Annotated in this window: 24 protein-coding genes; 11 read left to right on the top strand and 13 right to left on the bottom strand. The window is 39.4% G+C overall.

Annotated elements, in window-relative coordinates:
* Positions 1–63: 63 nt before the first annotated feature.
* Complete coding sequence (locus I6E82_RS06090) at positions 64–906, top strand: amino acid ABC transporter substrate-binding protein (RefSeq protein WP_197117131.1); 843 nt, start codon at positions 64–66, stop codon at positions 904–906.
* 296 nt (positions 907–1202) lie between these two features.
* Entirely contained in the window at positions 1203–1796 is a 594-nt protein-coding gene (locus I6E82_RS06085; RefSeq protein ID WP_007582344.1) for a thymidine kinase, read from the top strand.
* On the opposite strand, the gene ltaE is transcribed toward I6E82_RS06085, so the two are convergent.
* Both ltaE and rlmF read right to left on the bottom strand, forming a co-directional pair.
* Positions 1770–2774, bottom strand: coding sequence for a low-specificity L-threonine aldolase (ltaE, locus tag I6E82_RS06080; protein ID WP_197117129.1), 1005 nt, complete (start codon positions 2772–2774; stop codon positions 1770–1772). The two genes, I6E82_RS06085 and ltaE, sit on opposite strands and share 27 nt — an antisense overlap.
* 40 nt (positions 2775–2814) lie before the next feature.
* A complete protein-coding gene (gene rlmF / locus I6E82_RS06075; RefSeq protein WP_197100681.1) occupies positions 2815–3747 on the bottom strand; it encodes a 23S rRNA (adenine(1618)-N(6))-methyltransferase RlmF in 933 nt (310 codons plus the stop codon).
* A gap of 128 nt (positions 3748–3875) precedes the next feature.
* On the opposite strand from rlmF, the gene I6E82_RS06070 reads away from it, so the two are divergent.
* Positions 3876–4778 carry an alpha/beta fold hydrolase gene (locus I6E82_RS06070; protein WP_197117127.1) on the top strand — a complete coding sequence of 301 codons (903 nt, stop codon included), beginning with the start codon at positions 3876–3878 and terminating at the stop codon, positions 4776–4778.
* A gap of 362 nt (positions 4779–5140) precedes the next feature.
* On the opposite strand, the gene I6E82_RS06065 is transcribed toward I6E82_RS06070, so the two are convergent.
* The 3 genes from I6E82_RS06065 to I6E82_RS06055 form a co-directional block, all read right to left on the bottom strand.
* Entirely contained in the window at positions 5141–6574 is a 1434-nt protein-coding gene (locus tag I6E82_RS06065) for a tetratricopeptide repeat-containing sulfotransferase family protein (RefSeq protein WP_197117125.1), read from the bottom strand.
* Positions 6575–6823: 249 nt separating this feature from the next.
* Positions 6824–9406, bottom strand: coding sequence for a TonB-dependent receptor plug domain-containing protein (locus I6E82_RS06060; protein ID WP_197117123.1), 2583 nt, complete (start codon positions 9404–9406; stop codon positions 6824–6826).
* Positions 9407–9720: 314 nt separating this feature from the next.
* On the bottom strand, positions 9721–9891 hold the full coding sequence (locus tag I6E82_RS06055) for an oxidoreductase-like domain-containing protein (protein ID WP_076925739.1): 171 nt from the start codon (positions 9889–9891) through the stop codon (positions 9721–9723).
* A 105-nt stretch (positions 9892–9996) separates the two neighbouring features.
* Here I6E82_RS06055 and I6E82_RS06050 point away from each other — a divergent pair, with 105 nt between their 5' ends.
* Entirely contained in the window at positions 9997–10419 is a 423-nt protein-coding gene (locus I6E82_RS06050; RefSeq protein WP_024600540.1) for a hypothetical protein, read from the top strand.
* An 87-nt stretch (positions 10420–10506) separates the two neighbouring features.
* Entirely contained in the window at positions 10507–11871 is a 1365-nt protein-coding gene (locus I6E82_RS06045; protein ID WP_197117121.1) for a leucyl aminopeptidase family protein, read from the top strand.
* Positions 11872–11909: 38 nt separating this feature from the next.
* Here the strand turns inward: I6E82_RS06045 and gloA2 are convergent, their stop codons facing one another.
* Positions 11910–12296, bottom strand: coding sequence for an SMU1112c/YaeR family gloxylase I-like metalloprotein (gene gloA2, locus I6E82_RS06040; protein WP_024607807.1), 387 nt, complete (start codon positions 12294–12296; stop codon positions 11910–11912).
* 70 nt (positions 12297–12366) lie between these two features.
* Positions 12367–13446: a ketoacyl-ACP synthase III gene (locus tag I6E82_RS06035; protein ID WP_197117119.1), complete on the bottom strand. Its 1080-nt coding sequence runs from the start codon at positions 13444–13446 to the stop codon at positions 12367–12369.
* 153 nt (positions 13447–13599) lie between these two features.
* On the opposite strand from I6E82_RS06035, the gene I6E82_RS06030 reads away from it, so the two are divergent.
* The 6 genes from I6E82_RS06030 (at position 13600) to I6E82_RS06005 (ending at position 17978) form a co-directional block, all read left to right on the top strand.
* Positions 13600–14907: a metal-dependent hydrolase family protein gene (locus I6E82_RS06030; RefSeq protein ID WP_197117117.1), complete on the top strand. Its 1308-nt coding sequence runs from the start codon at positions 13600–13602 to the stop codon at positions 14905–14907.
* An 8-nt stretch (positions 14908–14915) separates the two neighbouring features.
* Entirely contained in the window at positions 14916–15320 is a 405-nt protein-coding gene (locus I6E82_RS06025; protein ID WP_007582361.1) for a nuclear transport factor 2 family protein, read from the top strand.
* A gap of 61 nt (positions 15321–15381) precedes the next feature.
* The gene (locus tag I6E82_RS06020; RefSeq protein WP_197117316.1) at positions 15382–16623 is read left to right on the top strand and encodes a sensor histidine kinase; all 1242 of its coding nucleotides are present in this window, start codon (positions 15382–15384) and stop codon (positions 16621–16623) included.
* Positions 16620–17147, top strand: a complete 528-nt coding sequence (locus I6E82_RS06015) for a response regulator transcription factor (RefSeq protein ID WP_197117115.1) — start codon at positions 16620–16622, stop codon at positions 17145–17147. The genes I6E82_RS06020 and I6E82_RS06015 overlap by 4 nt, the downstream gene beginning before the upstream one ends.
* A gap of 27 nt (positions 17148–17174) precedes the next feature.
* On the top strand, positions 17175–17597 hold the full coding sequence (locus I6E82_RS06010) for a thiol-disulfide oxidoreductase DCC family protein (protein WP_197117113.1): 423 nt from the start codon (positions 17175–17177) through the stop codon (positions 17595–17597).
* Between the two features lie 102 nt (positions 17598–17699).
* Positions 17700–17978 carry a peptidylprolyl isomerase gene (locus tag I6E82_RS06005; protein WP_008171402.1) on the top strand — a complete coding sequence of 93 codons (279 nt, stop codon included), beginning with the start codon at positions 17700–17702 and terminating at the stop codon, positions 17976–17978.
* Between the two features lie 74 nt (positions 17979–18052).
* On the opposite strand, the gene I6E82_RS06000 is transcribed toward I6E82_RS06005, so the two are convergent.
* The 6 genes from I6E82_RS06000 to I6E82_RS05975 form a co-directional block, all read right to left on the bottom strand.
* Entirely contained in the window at positions 18053–18400 is a 348-nt protein-coding gene (locus I6E82_RS06000) for an energy transducer TonB (protein ID WP_197117111.1), read from the bottom strand.
* A 167-nt stretch (positions 18401–18567) separates the two neighbouring features.
* Entirely contained in the window at positions 18568–19227 is a 660-nt protein-coding gene (locus I6E82_RS05995; protein WP_197117108.1) for a DsbA family oxidoreductase, read from the bottom strand.
* 114 nt (positions 19228–19341) lie between these two features.
* The gene (locus I6E82_RS05990) at positions 19342–20562 is read right to left on the bottom strand and encodes a M24 family metallopeptidase (protein WP_197117106.1); all 1221 of its coding nucleotides are present in this window, start codon (positions 20560–20562) and stop codon (positions 19342–19344) included.
* A 101-nt stretch (positions 20563–20663) separates the two neighbouring features.
* Entirely contained in the window at positions 20664–21272 is a 609-nt protein-coding gene (locus tag I6E82_RS05985; protein WP_197117105.1) for a flavin reductase family protein, read from the bottom strand.
* A gap of 9 nt (positions 21273–21281) precedes the next feature.
* Positions 21282–22004 (bottom strand): SDR family NAD(P)-dependent oxidoreductase, encoded by a 723-nt coding sequence (locus I6E82_RS05980; RefSeq protein ID WP_197117104.1) that lies wholly within the window; start codon positions 22002–22004, stop codon positions 21282–21284.
* A complete protein-coding gene (locus I6E82_RS05975; RefSeq protein ID WP_197117103.1) occupies positions 22001–22399 on the bottom strand; it encodes a thiol-disulfide oxidoreductase DCC family protein in 399 nt (132 codons plus the stop codon). Before I6E82_RS05975 ends, I6E82_RS05980 begins: the two co-directional genes overlap by 4 nt.
* Between the last annotated feature and the right edge of the window lie 21 nt (positions 22400–22420).

Raw genomic sequence — 22420 nt, 5'->3', positions numbered from 1 at the left:
AATATTTTGTATGTTTAGTTCTACATACTACACTGTAGATTTAGTTTATAAATAAAAATCACTATGAAAATTAGAACGTTACTTTATATTTTTGTTTTGAAATGTATTGTTTTTTGCGATGGCGTTACGGCCAAAGAATTACTTTTTTGTTATGAAGATAAAAACGCAGCACCACTATTTTTAGGTGTTGATAAGGCTATACCTATTGATCAACCTGATGCCTCAGTTGAGGTTTTAAGTTTATTAGATAAAGCGATTGATGGTGTTGAGATTAAGTTTGTTAGAAAACCATGGCGTAGATGCTTAAGCGATTTAGAATTTAATCGAGTTAATGCTGTTATTGCCAGTTACCGCAAAGGACGAGAAAACGTTGCTGTTTACCCTGTTGATCAGCAAGGTAAGTTACAAGATGACTATGCAGTAAGTGAATTTAGTAGCTGCCTTATAGGGCGTTATAAATTTCATAAAGAATGGGAGACTCGCGAAGTATTTCAAAATAAAGCATTTACGATAGCTATTCCTAATGGCTATGGACTAAATAGCGCGTTGAAAGAAGAACCATTTTTTATTCATAATACGTTTTCTAAAAGCAAAGCTTTTGAGTTGCTAGATAAGGGCGTGGTGCAGGCGAGCGTTGATCTATGCCAAGTTGATGGCTTAAAAGTGTCGAGTTATCCGTATGAGGGTAATAATGTTAAACCTATTTATCCCCCTTACGAAACCAGCCATGGTTATCTTGTTTTTTCAAAAAAATTCTACGAAGAAAATAACGATCTAAGCTTGGAAATGTGGCAATGGTTATCAAAGTTTGAAAGTGCACCTATCTATATTAAATATTTACAAACACTTAGGGCCTGTTTATCTTTCGAGGTTGAATTTGCAGCAGACTGTTTGGTATTTAGGTAAGGCAGAGTCTATATAGTGTGGTTATTCCCCATAAATAGGCGATAACGCAGCATAAATGCCAAACATGCGCTGCCCGAAGGGTTCTGCCTAGGGGCAATTTACTCTTTGTTGTTCGGTTTTTACTTAGCCCGCTAGGTTACAAACCTCACGCCGCGATTAAATAGCCCCTAGGTTGAACAAATTTTAATCCTGAAAGGTCAACAGGCCCTAATAACCTCGTTAAATTCGCGTTTGTAAATTGGTATTAATTTAATATTAAGGTAGCATAAGCGCACTTTTTATAAAATGGCACCACAATGGCTCAATTATACTTTTACTACTCTGCAATGAATGCAGGTAAATCAACCACGTTATTACAATCTGCATTTAATTATAAAGAACGTGGCATGGAACCTGTGATCCTTACTGCTGCCATTGATGATAGACAAGGCGTGGGTAAAGTATCGTCTCGTATTGGCTTGCAAGCAGATGCGCATGTATTTGATGCTAGCAAAGATGTTTTTGATCTTATTCAATCACTCAACAATGATAAAAAACGCCATTGTGTATTAGTTGACGAGTGCCAATTTTTATCAAAAGAACAAGTAATGCAATTAACCGATGTGGTTGATGAATTAGGTATACCGGTACTGTGTTATGGCTTGCGTAACGACTTTAGAGGTGAGCTATTTATAGGGTCGCAATATTTGCTTGCGTGGGCTGATAAGTTAGTTGAGCTTAAAACTGTATGTCACTGTGGACGTAAAGCAAACCATGTACTGCGTACCGATGAAAATGGTGAAGCAATAGCAGATGGTAACCAAGTAGAAATTGGCGGCAATGACCGATACGTTTCGGTATGCCGCAAACATTATAAAGCCGCGTTAAATATGGGCCGACAAAGCATTTAAAAATGTATCAATATCTTCGCGCGTAATATCTAAATGCGTTACTAGCCTAAGCTGCTTGCTTGGGCTAAATAGTATACCTTGTTGTTTAAGTGCCTCAGCAATCTCTTCAATATTTATACTGCTAGTGTATGTTGCATAAACCATATTAGTGGTGTTACTCATATCGACAGTAAAGCCACTGATTTCACTTAATTGTTGAGCCAAATAACGTGCATTTGCATGATCGTCTTTTAAGCGCTCTATATTGTGCTCAAGTGCAAACTGCCCAGCGGCTGCAAGCATTCCGGCTTGGCGCATACCGCCACCAAGTACTTTTCTCCATCGTCTTGCTTTATTAATAAGTGCTGGTGAGCCTAATAATAAAGAGCCTACGGGCGCTCCCAAGCCTTTAGATAAACAAATAGAAACTGAATCAAAGTGTTTTGTAATTTCAGTGATATCAAAATTTAGCTCAACTGCGGCATTAAATGCTCGTGCGCCGTCTAAGTGCAGCGCTAAATTATGTGTGTTAACAAAGTCACGAGCTTGGGCTAAGTACTCAAGAGGCAGCACCTTTCCGCCAATGGTATTTTCTAAACTAAGCAATCGCGTTTTTGCAAAATGACAATCGTCTGGTTTTATGGCCGCCGATATTTTACTAAAAGGTATACTGCCATCAGCATCGTTTTCGATAGGCTGTGGTTGCACAGACCCTAAAACAGCTGCTCCGCCGCCCTCAAACTTATAGTTGTGAGCATTTTGGCCACAAATGTATTCGTCACCTCGTTCACAATGCGCCATTATTGCAAGTAAGTTGGCTTGTGTACCTGAGCTACAATAAAGTGCGGCTTTAAAGTTAAAACGCTTACACGCATAGGCTTCTAGTTGGTTAACGCTTTCATCATCACCGTATACATCGTCACCAACCGGTGCGCTGTACATAATATTGCGCATTTCTTTTGTTGGTTTTGTAACTGTATCAGAGCGAAAATCTATCATGATTGCCTTATCCTTTTTATTGTTTTTAATAAAATTGGTATTAATCAAGCTCGCTACAAATTTGCTCACGAGTGTCTTTATCAAAGTAAGTCCATGCAATAAAGCGGCTGATTTTTTGACCTTGTGCCATATCAACTATTTTATATTGTGCTATTGGGTGGGCTTTTAATACTTCTTCAAGAGCTGCAATATTATCTTTTTTGGATACTAACGACGTAAACCACAGTACTTGCTCTGCAAAGTCTTCGCTCTCTTTAATCATGTTAGAGATAAACTGTACTTCACCGCCTTCACACCATAATTCATTATTATGGCCACCAAAGTTAAGTGTGCTACTGGGTGTTTTTCCTAGGTTTTTCCACTTACGTTCACTGCCTTTACTTGCCTCTTCTTCGCTTGCATGAAACGGAGGGTTGCAGAGCGTTAAGTGGTATAAATCTTTTTGATTTACAACGCCTTTAAAAATATGTGATGCGTTTTTTTGTTGTTTTAGGGTTATTTTTAAACCATTAAACTGAGCAATTTGCTTTGCTATTTTTACCGAAGCTGCATCAATATCAGTCCCTGTAAAATGCCACTTATATTCACTTGTACCAGTAAGCGGATAAACTAAGTTAGCGCCAGTGCCAATATCAAGCACTTTAATTTGCTTACCTAAAGGTATTTGTTGTTGGTTATCATCACTTAATAAGTCGGCTAAGTAATGAATGTAGTCAACACGCCCAGGTATAGGTGGACATAAGTTGTGCTCGGGAATATCCCAAAAATCAATATTATAATGTGCTTTCAAAAGGGCTTGATTGAGTGTTTTAACGGCTTTGTTATCACTAAAATCAATACTTTTAGTACCTGCAGGTGTGGTTATAACAAAAGGCAGTAGAGCAGGGTGCTCTGTTGTTAATAAATCGAAGTCGTACCCATTTTTATGTAGGTTACGAGGGTGTAATTTTGAACGTGCTTTATTTTCTTTCATGGCTTCATTTTAACAACAGATATGATGTGGTGATTGTAACAAATGCTGATGAGTAAAGTGCAGACATTTCCTTTGGTATATTTAATATTGCTGGTAGGATGAGTTGAAAATAATAAAAAGGAATAACTGTGGCGATTTCTCAGCAATCAATAATTATCAATTTAGCTGATCAACAAACACTTCATTTACGCCGTATCAGCGATGAAAATCAGCAAGGGCCTGTCGTATTTTTTATGCATGGAGCTGTAGAAAACGGTAAAATTTTTTACACCCATTCTAATAAAGGACTAGCCCCTTTTTTGGCTGAGCATGGGTACCGATGCTATGTGGCTGATTTACGTGGCCGAGGTGATAGTAAGCCGATTATTTCAAGTGACGCTAAGTACGGTCAAACCGAGGCCATTTTAGAAGATATTCCAGCCTTTATTAAGCAAATAGAGTTGATTGAAGGCAAGAAGCCTGACTACTGGGTCGCTCACTCTTGGGGCGGGGTATTGATGAACAGCGCGTTTGCACGTTTTCCAGAATATATTAATGATGTAAAAGCGTGTGTGTATTTTGGCTCTAAGCGCTCTTTATTTAATAATCATCCTCAAAAATTATTACAAGCCAATTTAATTTGGTATTTTATGGCACCTTTACTTGCTAAAAAACACGGCTATTTAAATGCTAAAGGTTATAAGTGGGGAAGCGATAACGAAACTCAAAAGTCGCATTATCAAAGTATGCAATGGGCTAAAAAGAAGCCATGGATAGATTCTGATGATAATTTTGATTATGCAAAAGCTCTAAACAACCTGCATTTACCGCCAACGCTTCATATTGCTGCGGTAAAAGATAAAGCATTAGCGCAACCAATCGATATTCAAAAATTTATGGACGAATCAGGGCCTGGCATTCAACAAATGCGAATTTACGGTCGTAAACACGGGCATAATTTTGATTACGATCATATTAATATGCTTACCCACCCAAGTGCGCGTGATGATCAATTTAAAGATTTACTTAATTGGTTTAAAGCACGTCCGTAAGGGCCTGTTGACCTTTCAGGATTAAAATTTGTTCAATCTAGGGGCGATTTAATCGCGGCGCGAAGTTTGTAACCTAGTGGGCTCGGTAACTGCTCCTGCGTTACCCTAATGGCTTACATCCATGTAAGAATAAGTAAAAACCGAGCAAAGCTTCCGCGTCCTGCTCACGCCGCTTTCCTACATCCATGTAGGCAACAAAGAGTTAATCGTCCCTAGATCGAGCTCAAAGGGCAGTGGATGTTTGGTCTTTATGCTGCGTTATCGCCTATTTATGGGGAACAACCACACTTCATAGGCTCTGCCTTGCCTAAATACCAAACAGCCTACTGCAAATTTAACCTCGAAAGATAAACAGGCCCTAATTAATTCTCATCAAGTAACTTTAAAAGAGGTGTTTTGTAACGCTCCCACTTAGCGATTGCGGCGTTATTAATAGGTTGGCGAATAGCATGTTTACTCAACGTGGTTACCGGTGTTTTTTGTTTATAAAACGCTAAGCAGCGCTCTTCAAAATGACAGTTTAAAAAACCAAGTAACTGCGTTAGCTGCTCTTTTGGGTTACTCACTAAATCTTCGTAACTGACATCATAAATTGGCATACCTTTAAAGGAGTGCCAGTGGCTCATCAGTTTTTCATACACACTATGGTAAAGTTTAAACTCAGATAGTGAGCAAAAATAAGGCTCGTTTTCAGCAAAGTAATTAGTGAAGATAGAAAACGCGGTAGCATTAAAATCACGACTTAAGTTTATAAATTTAGCATTAGGAAACAGCCTATATATAAGTCCTAGCGATTGATAATTACTAGGCAGTTTATTTATTATAAAAGGTCTGATGGGCGATGCTGTTTTTAAAGTTGTGATATACAGTTCGCGGGCTTTTTTTATTAGGTCAGGCGTTAAATGCGCTAAACATTGCGGGTAAGCAACTCCCGTTTTTTGTTCAATAAAAGCAACTGCGTTATTACTAATACTTGTACTCTCTCCTAGGCTCGAAAACTGACTATGGCTTGCCAACATTTGCTCCAGGAGGGTAGAGCCACTACGAGGCATGCCAATGATAAAAACAGGCGTAATATTACCTGTAAACTTTTCATCGGCAGAGGCAATAAATTCCTCGGTGTTGTATTTTATTATTTCATCGTAAAAAGGGATTAAATCTTTAGTGTTAAATTCACTTAATTTTTTTTGTAATTTATTCGCCAATATAAAGTAATTAAATGCTTGCTCGGTATCTTCAAGTGCATCGTAACTGTTTGCTAATGCGTAGTAACACACCATTTTTAAACGTAAATTGCTCGTTTGAGTTAATAAGTGGTGTAAATTACTTACATAATTATGCTCTTTATTAAAGCGGCCTAACTGTACAAGTTCAAATAAAATATAGGCTGTTACTGGGTAGGTGCCAATACTGAGAGCTTGGGCAAACGTTGTATGGGCTTTATCTAATTCGCCATATGTTAAGTAGTGTTGGGCTAAGTAGTAGTGGGGTTCTGGGTTATGACTCGCTAACTTTTTTGCATATTCGAGAACAGTTAACGCATCGTTTGGCGAATTAACACCGTTAAACGCATCTGCTAGTGCATGTAATGGTTCAAGCATATGAGGCATTCGCTCACATGCTTTTTGGAGTAAGTATACAGCAGAGTCATAGCGTTCTAGTCGTAAGGCAATTCTGCCTAAGCCAAATAAAGCTTCACCATTTTCAGGGTTACTATTTAATAGCGTTTTAAAATGAAACTCAGCTTCTTTGAGTTTATTTTGTTGCAGTAGTTGGTTAGCTTTATTAAGTAGCATAGTTATACCAATTTTATTAAAAAAACAATCATTCTATCGTATTAAATAGCGTACTCACTGCGTTAAAAATTATTCATATAGAGCAACTATATATCATAATTTCGCCTTGTTATTACGCTATTTTCTGAGCGCTATAATAGAACACTTATTCAATGCAATTGGTATTGTTCATTATTATTTTTATTAACTATAAAATTAAAAAGGCGAAATGTCTTTAACATTTCGCCTTTGGTTCTTCATGAAAATAGTTTAGAAAGTATATGTTGCTTTAGCGTAGTAAAAGCCACCGTTAATACCAAACGGAGATGTTTCATAGTATTGACCACCCCAGTTGTTATTAGGAATTCCCGTTGCATCTGCAAAATCAAGTTTTTCAGCATCTTGGTCAAACAAGTTTTGAGCGCCTACAGAGAAGCTAACTGATTCATTTAAGAAGTAAGTTACTTCAGCATCAATAGTGACGGCAGCATCTGCTGTTTTAGCTGTTGCATCATAATCAACGTGAACACCTTGGTATTCGCCGTAGTAGTTTGCACGAGCAAATGCAGAAACTGATTCCCACTGCTGAGATAATGTGAACGTTGCACGATGATTAGGTAAGTCTTCTTCTAAGCGCTTAACCTTAAACGCACCTGTAATCTCACTAAATTGAGTTACTTCAGTATCATTCCAGTTATAAGCAAGGCTAAATGTAGAGCTACCGCCCATTAGTTCAGCTGTATAGTTGGCAACTAAATCGATACCTTGTGTTGTTGTATCAAAGTCATTTGTAAAAAAGCTTACTTGAGCAAGACCTTGTACATTAGGAACTCCAGCCGCTGTAAGTGTATCTTTATCTGCTTGGCTTAAGTTGATTTTATCTGATTGGCTAATACGGTCATCTACTTGAATATTGTAGTAATCAAGCGTTAAAAATAACTCGCCGATTGTGTATACAGCACCAAGTGTATAGCTTTGCGATTCTTCCGGCTCAAGCTCTGTACCACCTAATTGCACTGCAATTGGGTTTGTTGGTGGAAGAAGCGCTGAATCTTGTAATACGCCGCTGTCTAAGCTTGTTTGTACGTTACTTACGTTAGCTTGACCAACTGTAGGTGCACGGAAACCGCTACTTACAGAGCCACGAATATTTAAATCTTCAGTTAAATGGTATTGAGCCATTACTTTGTAGTTAGTTGTAGTACCAAAGCTGTCGTAGTCTTCAAAGCGAAGCGCCACACCCATTAGGAAATCTTCAGTGAACGGTGCTTCAACATCAACGTATGCTGCATAGTTACGACGAGAAAACTCACCTGCTTGTGATGGTTTAAAACCAGGGAAGCCGTTAGAGCCAATACCAAAACCTTGTTCTGTTAAAGGGCCTGCAGTGTAAGATGCTTCATCACCAGAAATGATAGTGAATGTTTCTTCGTGCCATTCAAAACCACCGGCAATATTTACATCATAAGCTAAACCAAAGTCGACACCCTTTGATAAATCAAAGTTAAAGTTTTTCTCTAGTTGCTCATATTTACCTGGGCTGAAATCACGTGGTGTATCTGCACCTAAAGAGGCATTAACCGTATCGTAAATAAAGTAACGTGATTCATTTAAGCCCACAGTACCGCTTAAGTCATAGTAAGTATCTTTTAAGAAACCACCAGTGAATCGCCCTTTAGTACCGATAGTTAAAGAAGTATCAGTAATGTTGCCGCCAAAGTTAGGTGTAAAACCACCTGGAAGCGATTCGTTAAATGCAAAACAATCTGGGTTGTTCGCTACACCATTTATGTAAGCTGGATCATCTAGTACGTTGCCATCTGTTATTGCAATAGTAGGACAGTTAGCGCTCATATCAGGTGTTAAATCTGCAACAAGCAGAGTTTCGCCACCATCATTTGAATAAACACCAGAACGCGTTTGTGGGTTACGGTAGTAAAAGCCACCACGTACATCACGTTCAGAGTAGTTACCAAACATGTAAAATTCAGAGTCATTTGTTAGCTCTAAACCTACGTTACCAAAAATTGTAATATCGTCATCTACTTCTGGTGCACCCCATACTTGTGCAAGAGAAGATACATCAGGAACACCGGCAGCTGAAAGAGCTGCAGCATCGGCACGCTGAACTGAGCGGCTTGTTGCATCTGCTGTTTTGTATTGAAAACTTAAATTAGCAAAGCCATTGTCGGTAAACGGTAAACCCACGTTACCCGACACTTGTGTTGTATCCCCATCGCCTTCATAAAATTGACCATGGCGGATTTCTAATTTGCCACCTTCAGAAGCATCTTTTAGTTGGAAGTTCATTACACCGGCAATCGCATCAGAACCATACTGTGCTGCTGCGCCATCACGAAGTACTTCTACTTGTTTAATAGCAATGCTTGGAATAACTGAAATATCTGCGCCTTGCGCGCCATCGTTAATACCACCGCCTAAAAATGCAATTACAGAAGCACGATGACGACGTTTGCCGTTTAAAAGAACCAATGTGCTGTCTGATGGTAAACCACGTAAGTTAGCTGGGCGAACAAGAGAGGCCGCATCGCTAATAGGATTTTGATGTACGTTAAAAGATGGCACTGCACCTTTTAATAGCTCAAGCATGTCGGTATTGCCTGATCTTTCTAATTCTTCGCCACCAATAATATCAATTGGCACTGGTGAGTCACCGATTGAACGTGGAGCTGAGCGCGTACCTACTACGGCAATTTTCTCTACGTTTTTGTTTACTTTAGTTTGTTGTTGCTCGTCTGCTGCAATAGCAGAACCCGAAAAAAACAACCCTGCAGTGGTTGTAGCTAAAGCAAATTTGATTGCTTGGTTTAGCGCATTATTTTTTAATTTCATTCTAATTTTCCCCAGTTAGAATAATTCTTATTTTTGATGCTAATTTCACATCATTTATTTTTTACTTAATTTTTTTCACATAAGTTTGAGGTCTTACCTCAAAAGCCTAATCAATTAAGCTTACTTTTTGTGAAGTCCTATCTACAGACTATAGGTAAAAAACGAGGAGAGCAATTGTTAATTAACCGTTTGATAACAAAAAGGTTCAATTTAATAAAAAATGCAACAGTGGTGCAAAGTGAAGTGGAAATGAACTAAATAAGTGCAAATAGGGTTGTTAAGAGGAATTTTAATGCGTTGGAAATATTAAAATGTTATTTATTTGTTTCTTCCTTGTGTTTTTTAATGTTTTGTATGCAGCGCCAAGCCACTAATTTTTCTTTATATTCATCCCACACACAGGGGCAGCAACTACCGCCGCCACAGCATTCATCAGACTTCGGTTTTTCAGGCTTTTGCGGTATTTGACTTGATAAATTTTGCATTATTGTATGTATTTAATACTAATTTGGTGCAATAAGAGTAAGTGAAAGGCCGTAGCAAGTAAATTATTCTTTGTGAACCTGCGCCGCTGTGTGAAAATAAAAGCTATGCGATTATATAAAGTTATTCACCGTGCGCCTTGGCGGGTAGTTAAAATTAGTAAGAAACGCCAACAGCTGCGTTTTCGTCGTGCTATGGTGGCGCTTAAAATCGCACTTGCCCAAGAAAAACAAGAAACCAAAGAAATGCTCTCTATTTATAGGCGCTATACCCAAGGCCAAACAAGTAAAGAGGAGTTAAAGCGCGCTAATGAACAGTTTGTTGATATTCTAAAAGGGCTAGGGCTCGGTGTGTTTGCTGTATTACCTTTTGCCCCGCTTACAATTCCTTTAGTTGTTAAATTAGGGAGTTTAGTGGGAGTTGATGTACTGCCAAGCTCGTTTAATATAAACAAATCTATTAAAGAACTTGATGCTAAAATAGATCAAGAAAATCAAAAGCAAGAATCCAAAAACAGCTTAAAAAAGTAACTAAAATCCCTTCAAATTAGCGATACCTTTTAGGTGCGCTTATTGATATGCTCTTAAGTACCATTTTTATATTATATGAGCTTTTTAATGAGTGCATTACTACGTCATACATCTTCTGGTATTCCTTTATCTTTTATTCTTAAAAACGAATTATCTGACTGGCAAGCACAGCAGCCTGCATTTATACAAAATTGGTTAACTAATACAGGTTTTGAAAAGCAAGGTGTTGCTTTAATCCCTGATGCTAAAACGGGCGAGTTAAGCCAGGTATTTTGTTTAATGCAAAGTAGCGATGACTTTTGGGCTGCGGGTAATTTAGCAAATACACTTCCTACTGGTACTTATCAAATTCAAGGCGAGAGCGCTTTTGTAGAGCAAGTTGCTTTAGGGTTTGTGCTTGGTGGTTACGAATTTAGTGAATATAAAGAAAAACCAACAGCAAAAGCGCAATTAGCCATTAGCGATAAAGCGTTGTTTGGCCGTATTAGCCAACAAGCTGATGCCATTACACTTGCACGTGATTTAGTTAATACGCCAGCGGTAGATATGATGCCGCAACATTTATCGCAAGTAATGGAAGATTTAGCTGCAACTTACAATGGCGAATTTTCACAGTGGATTGGCGATGAGTTACTAGAGCAAAACTACCCGACTATTCACATGGTGGGTCGTGCAAGCGAAAATAAACCGCGTTTACTTGATTTAAAATGGGGTGCGACAGATGCTCCATTAATTACACTAGTAGGTAAGGGCGTATGTTTTGACTCAGGCGGACTTGATTTAAAACCAAGCTCTGGCATGCGTAACATGAAAAAAGACATGGGCGGTGCCGCGCATGTAATTGCACTAGCGCAGCTTATTATGGCAGCTAACTTACCAATTAGATTACGAGTGCTTGTACCAGCTGTAGAAAATGCAGTATCGCGAAATGCATTTCGCCCAGGCGATGTAATTAAAACGCGCAAAGGCATTATGGTCGAAATTGATAATACCGACGCGGAAGGGCGATTAGTATTGTGTGATGCATTAAGCGAAGCACAAAACGACAACCCTGAGCTAATTATTGATTTTGCTACTCTCACGGGCGCATGTCGTGTTGCACTGGGCACGGAGCTTCCGGGCTTTTTCTCAACAGAGCGCGATGTAGCAAATGGTATTATTGATGCAGGTTTAATCGTCCATGATCCTGTTTGGCAGCTTCCGTTGTTTGAACAATACAAAAACTTACTAAAAAGTGATGTAGCCGATATGGCAAACTGTGCAAGCACACCGTTTGGTGGTGCTATTACCGCAGCGCTTTACTTAAAAGAATTTGTTGAACCAACAACACCGTGGGTACACTTTGATGTAATGGCGTGGAACTTACGTGCATTACCAGGTCGTCCAACGGGTGGTGAAGCATTAGGTATTCGTGCTGTATTTAACTACTTACAAAATCGTTTTAATAAATAAGTTTTTGATTCAATAGTAAGAACTTGAGCTTATGAGTTTTAAACCTCATAAAGCTCAAGTGGCAAGTTATCTGGATCGGCAAAAAAGGTAAACTTTTTGCCGGTTATTTCATCCACTCTAATATCCTCAACGTTTACGTCGCACGACTCTAAATACGTTTTTGCAATCTGTACATCCGCTACCTTAAAAGCTAAATGTCTTAAGCCTTGTGCTTCGGGATAGCTTGGTCTTGCGGGCGCTCCATCAAACGAAAATAGCTCTATTTGGCTACCATCGGGCATGGCTAAATCTAATTTATATGAATTACGATCAGCTCTAAAGTGCTCATTAATAACGTTAAGTTTAAGTACATTGCTATAAAAGTGTTTAGAACGTGCATAGTCACTGCAAATAATTGCAGCGTGGTGAATACCTAAAAGTTTCAAATTTAATTCCTTAAAAAGCAAAAACGCACTTAATTAAGTGCGTTTTATATGTGACTTATTACATGTTGTGTTAGCTTGGCTGCGCTTCTTTACATGCTTTAACGGCCGGTGCTACAAGTTCTAAACCGGTTTTATCACATGGCGGTAAAGCGGCATCGCTTACACTAATAGGCGTTACGCGTTCGCCCCATTTTATGTAACTTGCAGCCCAGGTAAGGCCTGCACCAAATGCAGCAGACATAATGTTTGAATGCGGTTTAATTAACCCTTGCTCAACGGCTTCACATAACGCAATAGCAATCGTAGCAGCAGAGGTATTACCATACTCACCAATGTTAACCATTACTTTTTCGTTAGGTACTTTTAAACGATGCTGAATAGCTTGAATAATACGTAAGTTAGCTTGGTGTGGAACGAGTACATTAATGTCATCAAGGCTCAAATCGGCTTGTTTAAGTACATCGTCGCACGCTTCGCTCATGCCTTTAACAGCACGTTTGAAAATTTCACGACCTTCAAATAATAAATCAGATGGTCCAATTGGCTCATATTTATTTAAATCACTACCAAAGTTAGTGATGTGTAAAATATCGCGGTCTTCACTGTCACAACCAGTTTTGGTTGCTAGTAAACCAGCTGGCGTATCTGCCGCTTCAAGTACTACTGCACCTGCGCCATCGCCAAATAAAACAGCGCTATCGCGACGTGCCCAGTTTACGTACCAGGTCATACGCTCAGCGGCTATTACCACTGCTTTTTTGATCATACCCGCTTGAATTTGCGCTGTAGCAGCTTGCAATGCATATAAAAAACCAGAACATGCCGCGTTTGTATCCATTGCGGCAGCGCCTGTTGCACCAATGTTTTTTTGCACTTGTGAGGCGGTATTTGCCACAACAGTAGAAGGTGTACAGGTTGCTAATATTACTAAATCAATATCTTTAGGATCAACGCCTGCGCACGCAATAGCATGCTTAGCTGCAACGGTTGCCAGCTCGGCGGTACTTACATGGCTCACACGGCGAGATTTAATGCCTGTACGCGAGGTTATCCACTCGTCGGTGGTATCAACTATTTCACTAATTTCATCGTTGCTAATGCTTGCTGGTGGAATGCATTTACCCCAACCAGTGATATGTGCGTAAGGCATAGTATGTTCTCTTAAGGTGGTCTGACATGTATTACTAATGGGTGAGTTATACCAAAAAACGGCTTTCAAGACTAGTTTATAGCATGCTTTGTGTCGTAAATATTCGCAATTACAGGTTATTTAAGGTAATGCTAGTATAAAAAAGGAGCAAGTATGAAAACAACACTAATAACAACATTCACTGCAATAACGCTGGCATTAATAGCAAATGGGGCTTTTGCTCAACAGCATAAAATTATTTATGCGGGCAGTTTACTTGCATCCGAGGATCAAAAAGTAAAAACAGAGCAAACGTTAGTCATAACAGATAATACAATAACAGCCATTAAAAACGGCTACCTCACAAAAGTAGAACTTAACCTACCTGATGCCGATATTATAAATCTTAAAAATCAATTTGTAATGCCTGGTCTTATTGATATGCATGTTCACGTTACGTTTGAGCGAGATGCTAAAGCAAACCCTCACCGCTGGGCAACAGAATATGATGCCGATTATGCTTTGCGCTCAATTAAATATTTACAACGTACGCTCGATGCGGGTTTTACATCAGTGCGAGATTTAGGTAGCGATCACAAAGTTATATTTCCGCTAAAACGTGCTATTGAGCGAAATGATATTAACGGCCCTCGCATTTTTGCAGCGGGTAATACAATATCGCCTACCGGTGGACACGCAGATATGCACGGTTATCGAAAAGATATTACAGATGCGGTTACAGGCGGGATTGGTATATGTAATGGCGCGGATGATTGTAGCCGTGCGGTACGCGAGGTAATTAAAAGTGGCGCTGATGTAATTAAAATTACTGCCACGGGTGGAGTACTAAGTAATACCGCTGCTGGTGTTAACCAACAACTTACAGATGCAGAGCTGATTGCAATTGTTGATACTGCTCATCACTTGGGGCGTAAAGTTACAGCGCATGCACACGGTACACAAGGTATAAAAGCGGCCATAAAAGCCGGTGTAGATTCTATTGAGCATGGCTCTTATCTAGATAAAGAGGCAATAAAGTTATTTAAAAAAACGGGAGCTTATTTAGTACCGACGCTTTTAGCGGGTGCAACGGTAAGTGAAGAGGTGCTTACAAATCCAAATATGCCACCGGCAATAGCCGACAAAGTGCGTGAAGTGACTCCAAAAATGCAAGCTTCGTTTCAACTTGCACTGAAAAATAAGGTTAATATAGCATTTGGAACAGACTCTGGGGTGTCGCGTCATGGGCTCAATGCTAACGAATTTAGTTTAATGGTAAACAATGGTATGAGCGAAGCCCAAGCTATTAAATCAGCAACTATACATGCAGCTAAACTGCTGGGGCAAAGCGCACTCATTGGCGACTTGAGTGTTGGTAAACAAGCAGATATTATCAGTGTGAATGGCTCACCGCTTAAAAATATCGACGTACTTAAAAACGTGCAATTTGTTATGAAAGCCGGGCAAGTTTATAAACAATAGGGAAGGTTATGAGCAGCAAAATAAAAGTGTCGTTGTTTAATCATTTGATTGACGCTGAGCGCCAGTTACTAGACCCAGAAGTTCGCCAATCTGAGCGCGCATTAGATGCTTTACTCGATGATGAATTTATCGAAATTGCTGCCAATGGCACTACATTTAATAAATACCAAGTACTTACCCGCTTACCTACCGAGGTTGTGCCACAGTTTTATAATCAGCATTTTAAGGGCCGAATGCTAAGTGATGACGTAGTGCAACTTAGTTATCAAGCTGCTTATAGGCGCTCTGCTCGCAGTGAATTTAATTATTCATTGCGTATGTCGCTTTGGCGCCAAACTAGTGGGCAATGGAAAATGGTGTTTCATCAAGGAACGCCTTGTGCTCCGTTTTCAATTTCGATGGATGATGATTAAAAACCATATAACCGTTAAAATAACCTTATTAAACATTTGATTGGGCAATAACCTCTTGTTAATGCAAACCGACCCCACCATTAGTCGACTATTAATGCTGCGAAGCGGCGCTATTGCGGTGCAATTAATCGCGGTGCTTAGCGTTTATTTTTTACTAGAACATCAAATTGCATTACTGCCTTTACTGATTGTTATTGCCGTTGAGGCTGTGTTTCAGCTTATTAGCCTGTTTGCCTATCGTAATGTAAGCCGCGCTAAACCTTTGGGTATGTTGATGCAGTTAACCGCTGATGTATTATTTTTAACGGTTTTACTCTCGCTAAGCGGTGGTGCAACCAATGCATTTGTATCACTGTTATTGCTCCCAATAATGATAGCCGCTGTGACGCTGCGAGAAAAAGGATTAGCTTATATTGCGGTGTTAGCTATTGCCGCATACAGTTTTTTACTGATAAAGATGCCCGATCACAGCATGCATCAAATGAATATGAGTGGTCACTTTATTGGCATGTGGGTCAATTTTGTTTTAAGTGCCAGCGTAATCGCACTTGTTATTGGCGCAATGAGCAGGGCACTTAAAGAGCGAGAGCGAATTATTGCAAACGTGCGTGAAAAACAATTGCGTAATGAACAGCTTGTTACCCTTGATGGGGCCGCTGCACAAATAACCCATCAACTAGCGACCCCAATTGCAAACTTACAGTTACTGTTCGAAGAGTTATTAGAAGATCAACCAAACAATCCTATTGTTAAGCACATGCAAGCGCCGCTTACTCAGTGCAGTACACAACTTAACGACTTTAGAAAACTCTCAGAGCAATTACGTCTTAAAAATTCGCAAGAGCATACCACCGTAAAGCAACTGCAAACACAAATTACAGACACACTTCTACTACAATACCCTGATCAGCAAATTAAATGGATTACGCCACCTATTGTGGCAACGCTATTGAGTGATGCGATGTTATTGCCTGCTATTTTAAATTTATTGCAAAACGCCGCGCTCGCTAATCAAAAACAAGGTCAAACTCAATTAGAGCTGAGTTGGCAGCAAGATAACTTACATAGTGAATGCGTTTACTTGTTAATTCGCGATTTTGGCCGTGGCTTTTCATCATCGCAATTAGCAGAGCTGGGCGGGCAACTTATGCCAAGCGATCAAGGAATGGGGCTTGCTGTGCTTTTATCAAATGTTACTTTTGAGCGTTTAAATGGTTCACTTACCTTGTTTAACCATGCAGATGGCGGCGCTGTCGCCAAAGTTAAACTCGCTATTGTAAACACTGAGAAAACAGCCTCATGAAGCTACTTATTATTGAAGACGACATAAATTTAGCCAACACACTGGCAAGGCGCTTAACTAAACAAAGCTTTACCTGTGAGGTGGCGCATAACCAAAGTGATGCGTTACTTACCGCGCGTAAACTATTACCTGACTTTGTTTTATTAGACATGAAACTAGGTGACGATAACGGACTTGCACTCATAAAGCCGCTGCGTAGTTTGCTCCCCCAAGCTCATATTGTTTTACTAACTGGCTTTGCAAGTATAGCAACCGCAGTAGAGGCAATGCGTTTAGGCGCAAACGATTACCTTACTAAGCCAGTTGATATGGCAACATTATTAAAAGCGCTTAACACCGAGCCTGTGGCATCGGCATCGAGTGTTATTGATGATGCGGTTATGTCGCCAGAGCGTTTAGAGTGGGAGCATATTCAACAAGTATTACACAGTAATAATGGCAATGTGTCGGTTACCGCAAGGCAACTTAATATGCATAGGCGCACGTTACAGCGTAAATTACAAAAAAAGCCGGTGCAGCTGTAGTTTAGTACTTAATTTAAGGAAGGTATTATGAGCGATGATGCAGCTACACTAATGCAAAATCAAAAAATTATATTATTTGATGCGCAATGTAAGCTGTGCAGCGCGTGGTGTAATTTTATTATTGCTCACGATAAAAATACTATTTTTAAATTATGCAGCGTGCAATCTCCAAAAGGGGAATTGCTGTTAACACACTTTGGTTTTTCAACAATTGAATATGCCTCAATGGTTTACCTAGAAAATGGTAAAGCGTATACGCAAAGCCATGCTTTTTTTAACGTTGTTAAGCAGCTAGGTTACCCATACAAACTAGCAAACGTATTTAGTATTTTGCCAGCTAGGTTTAATAATTGGTTATACGATAGGGTTGCTTTAAATAGATATACGTTATTTGGTAAATATCAGTACTGCAGAATACCCAACCCAGATGATGCCAAACATTATTTATAAATTAGGCGTTAATACACTGCAGTATAAGTAGATGCTAGGTTTATGAGGTTGTGTTAAAATCGCCGCGTTTAATTTTAGCTAACGGTATAAAAGGCTTTTTTCATGGCAAATACAGCACATGCACTTCACATTTTGGTTAAGCACAAAGAAATTGCAGAAGATATTATTAAGCAATTAGGTAAAGGTGCAAAGTTTCAAACCTTAGCTAAAAAGTATTCGTCATGCCCATCGGGCAAAAAAGGCGGGGATTTAGGTGAATTTGGACGCGGCCAAATGGTCCCTCAGTTTGATAAAATTGCATTTAAAGGTGCAATTTTAGAACCGCATCTAGTTAAAACAAAATTCGGCTGGCATGTTATTAAAGTGCTTTATCGTACTTAGTTTACTTTTAAGTAAAGAAGTAACCTTCGCTATATAGAAAAAGGCTGCAATGTGCAGCCTGTTTTAGTTAGTTATTATTTTGCTAAATTAAAATCTATAGTCATTTCTAAATTCTCATCAACTACCGCAATACCATTAACTACTTTAGGTGCGTAACGCCATTTAGAAAGAGAGCGAATCGCTGCTTTATCAAAAATTTTCACAGGCTCAGCTTTAATCACTTTAATATTAATGGGCTTACCAGATGTATTTACATCAAAAGACATTGTCACACTGCCTTCAATTTTTTCACGGACACTTTTAATTGGATACTCCGGAGGACTGGGCATTATTAGCGTAGAGTCAGGGTTATCAGCTAAAGGTGTTGTTGAACATGCGGTTAAAAGAAACAGTGAAGTTAATGTTGTAATTATATATTTCATTATAAATCCCTTTATAGGTGTTGTTATCGATTTGTTAAATGTAGTTTCTATAATGACACCAAAAGAGATCTAAGGTAAATAACAACTTTGTATTTTTTTTGAACTGATGAATATACAAGAAAGGCTGCAATGTGCAGCCTTTCTTAATTTTAAACTTTATTTGTATATTAAGCGTCTTTCTTGGCTTCTTCTTCACTAATTTGTTTTAGTGCTTGAATGAATGAGTCGCTTGGTTGTCCGCCAGTAAGCGCATATTTATCGTTTATGATAAACGTAGGTACTGAAGTAATACCCATCTGTTTAAAGTTGTCTTGCTCTTGGCGTACGTCTTGTACGTATTTGTCTGAATGTAGAATACCGCGTGCAGTTTCTTTATCAAGACCCACTTTTTCAACAACGTCGAGCAACGCTTCTTCTTGATTTAAGTATTTTAAATCTGTGAAGTGCGCTTCAAAAAAGGCGAGTTTTAACTCGGTTTGCTTACCTTCTTCACGTGCCCACATTAATAAACGATGCAAATCAAAGCTGTTGATCATGATGCGTTTGCCATCAAAATTAAAGGTAAACCCAGCACGCTGACCGGCTTCGAACATGTTTTTACGATTTTCGTCGCCTTGTTCTTCACTTAGGTTGTACTTTTGCATTAAGTGTTCGTTTAAGTCTTGACCTTCAATTGGCATATCTGGATTTAGTTCAAAAGGATGCCACGTAATATCTGCGCTCATTTCGTCTTTGAGTTGCTCTAGTGCAGTTTCTAGGTTTTTATAACCCACTACACACCAAGGGCACATTACGTCTGAAACGATATCAATTTTAAAGTTTTTCATATTTATCCTTTTGAGGATTGCTTTGGTATAACAGGGGATATTGGGATGAACTGCACTTTATCAATACCAAACTAAAAAGAGCAACTAAACAGCTGCTCTTGAAGGAATTCAGTTTTAAGCGTTAAGCCCAAATGGGTCGTCAATACTATAACTTGGTTGTGTAAACCAATGAGGGCCGTTGTCGGTCATGTAAAAATGATCTTCTAAACGTACGCCAAATTCATCGGGTATAACTAACATTGGCTCGTTACTAAAGCACATGCCAGGGGCAAGTGGGGTTTTATCACCGCCAACTAAGTATGGCCATTCGTGAATGTCTAGCCCAATGCCGTGACCAGTTCGATGCGGGCAACCCGGTGTTTGGTACTGCGGACCTAGCCCTTGCGCCGCTAAATAAGTACGTGCGCCAGCGTCTACCTCTTCGCACGTAGCACCGATTTTAGCGGCATTAAACGCGGCCATTTGCGCTGCTTTTTCATGATCCCAAAACATGTGTTGGCGCATTGTTGGTTCGCCAAATACATAGGTACGGGTAATATCAGATAGGTAATCGTGTACTTTACAGCCGGTATCAATTAATACCATATCGCCTTTTTTAAGCACTTGCGCGTCTTTAACACCGTGCGGAAAAGACGTTGCAACACCAAATAAAACAATACAAAAATAGTTACCTGGCGCGCCTACCTTTTGGTGGGCTTGTTTAATAAAGGCTTCTACTTCGGTGGTGGTTATTCCCTCATAAAGCATGCTTGCTGTGGCTTGATGTACGGCTAAGGTCATATCCATCGCGCGCTGCATTAAGCTAAGCTCATTAACTGATTTATGCATGCGGCAATGCGCCGTTACAGGTTGTGCGTTTATGAGTGTTAAACCCGTTTGCGCTTTATTAATGCCGTCGAATATAAAAAATTGTGCGCTTTCATCAATGCCAATGGTTGCGTTTTCATTAATATTTAACTTTTTTAGTACTTCGACAAAAAGTGCATAAGGATTTTCGTGCTCTTGCCACCCATGAATAGGTCCCTCTATTACTTTAAACCCGTTTAGTGAACCAATTTCGAAATAAGGCGCAATGTATTGTACTTCACCAAGGGCCGGTAGTATTGCGCCAACCATGCGCTCGCTCGCGTACCATTTCATACCTGTAAAGTAGGTTAGGTTGGTGCCAGCGTTTAAATAAATTGCATCTATGTTGTTTGCAAGCATATAAGCTTGCGCTTTGGCTATGCGCTCTAAATGTTCGTCAGCTGCAATAGGGGTTAGCGTTTGCGTCATATTACTTAGGCTTGCCAACGCTTGCTCGCTTGATTGTGTACCAATACCGATGGTAGTCATATTTTTCTCCTTGGATTTTTAGCTAGTGTGATTAATACCAAGGTAAAATTCAATGTTATGCGATAAGAGGCTAATAGTTTATAGCCTCTTAAATGGTCATATTATTTTTTAGCGTAAGGTAAACGCGTGAGTTTATTGCTTGTGTGGTAGCTATCAAGCCCGGTTACTGCGACTGTTTCTATTGCTTGTAAATCTAGGAAACCATCACTTTGCAGCGCGGCTTTATCAACAAAAACATCCATAATTTCGCCAATAACGAGCTCAGTCCCATTAATGGCTAAATGCTGGTTTTCTACAAATTTAACCGAGTACTTTAAGCGGCTTTCTTTTACAAAAGGCGCTGCAAAGTCGTTTAAGTATTCAGGTGTTAAGCCTGTAGCATCAAACTCAGACTCGTCTTTATCGTATCGAGCTGAGGTTTGATGAGCTTGCTTGTAAATCGACTTATTAACTTGGTTAATTGTGTAGGTGCCCGTTTGTAAAATATTTTCAAACGTATGACGCGGCACACTATGAGGGCGTATTATCATTGCGACTAACGGTGGGTTAGCCCCAAGATGAATAACAGAGCTTACAATCGATAAGTTGGTATTGCCGAGTAAATCTTGCGTGCCAATTAAATTAGCGCTTTTAAAACCCGAAAGCGAGTTGATTAAGTGTGTACGGGTATGTTTTTCAAGTGCGTCTATACGCGCTTTAGTAAAATGCATTAAAAATCCTTACCACGGTATGGTTGAGCCTTGCCAATCTAAGTAAGCAGGTTCACCGTTTAGTTTTAAATCAGGGTTATTGTTTGTTAATTTAAAAAGTTGACCAGCTACAAATTCAGGTGTAAATAATTTACCTTCAGGTACATTTTTTTGAAAGGGCTTTGAAAGTGCTGTGTCGGTAGTGCCAGGGTGAAACAAAATGAGTTTAGTATTTTTAGCACGACGAGCAAGCTCTATAGCGGCAGTTTTAAATAGCATGTTAAGCGCCGCTTTAGATGCGCGATAAGTATACCAACCGCCTAATTTATTGTCGTTAATGCTGCCCACACGCGCACTGAGTGCTGTAATAGTACACTGCGTTTTGTGGGTTAACAGCGGCAATACGCTCTGTAAGCAAAGTAGGGGAGTTAGGGTGTTTGAATTTAGAAGTTGGCTAAAATACTCAGCGTCTAAATCCTCCAGCTTTTTTTCAGGCATATGGGTTTCGTTGTGCAGTGTACCATTGAATATAATAACTTGTTGTATATCGGCATTTTGCTCTTTTAGGTAATTAGTAACGCGCGCTAAACTTTGTTTTGTGTAGTCAGTATGCAGGTGGACAACACTTGAGCCAGATTCAATACTTTTTGAACTAATACAAACGATCTGATGAGTAGGCGTGTTTATTTGTAGATGTTCTATATATGCATTTGCTATGGCGCTGCTTGCGCCGAATAAAACAATAGTTTTCATTTATCACCTTTTGCTTTTAGTCCACATTGGCCGTTACTGCACTGAGTATTTGGCATTAAAAAGCGACTGATGGGGTGCCGATACTTAGCAAATAATAGGTATCCGCAGTCAGCGAAAAAGCGAATTATTGGCAAGCGAAAAATTTTCAACCAGCTGTGTTTACCCACTATTTTCCATGCTTCGTAAGTTACATCAAGCCCATAAATCATTTCACCTGATTGCTTTTGAGCTTGAAGGTAGTTCATTGCTTTGTCTTTATCAATATACGGGTAGCGCTCACTGAAGTCGCCCGCGTTAAGATCTTCAAGCGTAATTAAGTTTTTGTTATCAGCGTGTTTTAGTTGCTGCATTTCGGTGCTACAAAGAGGGCAGTTACCATCGTAAAAAATGATCATGTGAATGCTTTGTGATTATTT

The sequence above is a fragment of the Pseudoalteromonas sp. NZS11 genome (assembly GCF_015864765.1).
Taxonomy (GTDB): Bacteria; Pseudomonadota; Gammaproteobacteria; order Enterobacterales; family Alteromonadaceae; genus Pseudoalteromonas; species Pseudoalteromonas arctica.
Note: the sequence above shows the minus strand (reverse complement) of the source record. Positions and strands in the feature narration are given on the sequence as shown.

Coding starts and splice junctions, on each gene's coding strand:
- I6E82_RS06050 (WP_024600540.1), top strand. CDS start 9,997: ATGCGATTATATAAAGTTATTCACCGTGCGCCTTGGCGGGTAGTTAAA.
- I6E82_RS06065 (WP_197117125.1), bottom strand. CDS start 6,574: ATGCTACTTAATAAAGCTAACCAACTACTGCAACAAAATAAACTCAAA.
- I6E82_RS05985 (WP_197117105.1), bottom strand. CDS start 21,272: ATGCATTTTACTAAAGCGCGTATAGACGCACTTGAAAAACATACCCGT.
- ltaE (WP_197117129.1), bottom strand. CDS start 2,774: ATGATAGATTTTCGCTCTGATACAGTTACAAAACCAACAAAAGAAATG.
- I6E82_RS06085 (WP_007582344.1), top strand. CDS start 1,203: ATGGCTCAATTATACTTTTACTACTCTGCAATGAATGCAGGTAAATCA.
- I6E82_RS05980 (WP_197117104.1), bottom strand. CDS start 22,004: ATGAAAACTATTGTTTTATTCGGCGCAAGCAGCGCCATAGCAAATGCA.
- I6E82_RS06020 (WP_197117316.1), top strand. CDS start 15,382: ATGCAAACCGACCCCACCATTAGTCGACTATTAATGCTGCGAAGCGGC.
- I6E82_RS06030 (WP_197117117.1), top strand. CDS start 13,600: ATGAAAACAACACTAATAACAACATTCACTGCAATAACGCTGGCATTA.
- I6E82_RS06090 (WP_197117131.1), top strand. CDS start 64: ATGAAAATTAGAACGTTACTTTATATTTTTGTTTTGAAATGTATTGTT.
- I6E82_RS06005 (WP_008171402.1), top strand. CDS start 17,700: ATGGCAAATACAGCACATGCACTTCACATTTTGGTTAAGCACAAAGAA.
- I6E82_RS06010 (WP_197117113.1), top strand. CDS start 17,175: ATGAGCGATGATGCAGCTACACTAATGCAAAATCAAAAAATTATATTA.
- I6E82_RS05975 (WP_197117103.1), bottom strand. CDS start 22,399: ATGATCATTTTTTACGATGGTAACTGCCCTCTTTGTAGCACCGAAATG.
- I6E82_RS06015 (WP_197117115.1), top strand. CDS start 16,620: ATGAAGCTACTTATTATTGAAGACGACATAAATTTAGCCAACACACTG.
- I6E82_RS06060 (WP_197117123.1), bottom strand. CDS start 9,406: ATGAAATTAAAAAATAATGCGCTAAACCAAGCAATCAAATTTGCTTTA.
- I6E82_RS06000 (WP_197117111.1), bottom strand. CDS start 18,400: ATGAAATATATAATTACAACATTAACTTCACTGTTTCTTTTAACCGCA.
- rlmF (WP_197100681.1), bottom strand. CDS start 3,747: ATGAAAGAAAATAAAGCACGTTCAAAATTACACCCTCGTAACCTACAT.
- I6E82_RS06025 (WP_007582361.1), top strand. CDS start 14,916: ATGAGCAGCAAAATAAAAGTGTCGTTGTTTAATCATTTGATTGACGCT.
- I6E82_RS06045 (WP_197117121.1), top strand. CDS start 10,507: ATGAGTGCATTACTACGTCATACATCTTCTGGTATTCCTTTATCTTTT.
- I6E82_RS05995 (WP_197117108.1), bottom strand. CDS start 19,227: ATGAAAAACTTTAAAATTGATATCGTTTCAGACGTAATGTGCCCTTGG.
- I6E82_RS06035 (WP_197117119.1), bottom strand. CDS start 13,446: ATGCCTTACGCACATATCACTGGTTGGGGTAAATGCATTCCACCAGCA.
- I6E82_RS06055 (WP_076925739.1), bottom strand. CDS start 9,891: ATGCAAAATTTATCAAGTCAAATACCGCAAAAGCCTGAAAAACCGAAG.
- I6E82_RS05990 (WP_197117106.1), bottom strand. CDS start 20,562: ATGACTACCATCGGTATTGGTACACAATCAAGCGAGCAAGCGTTGGCA.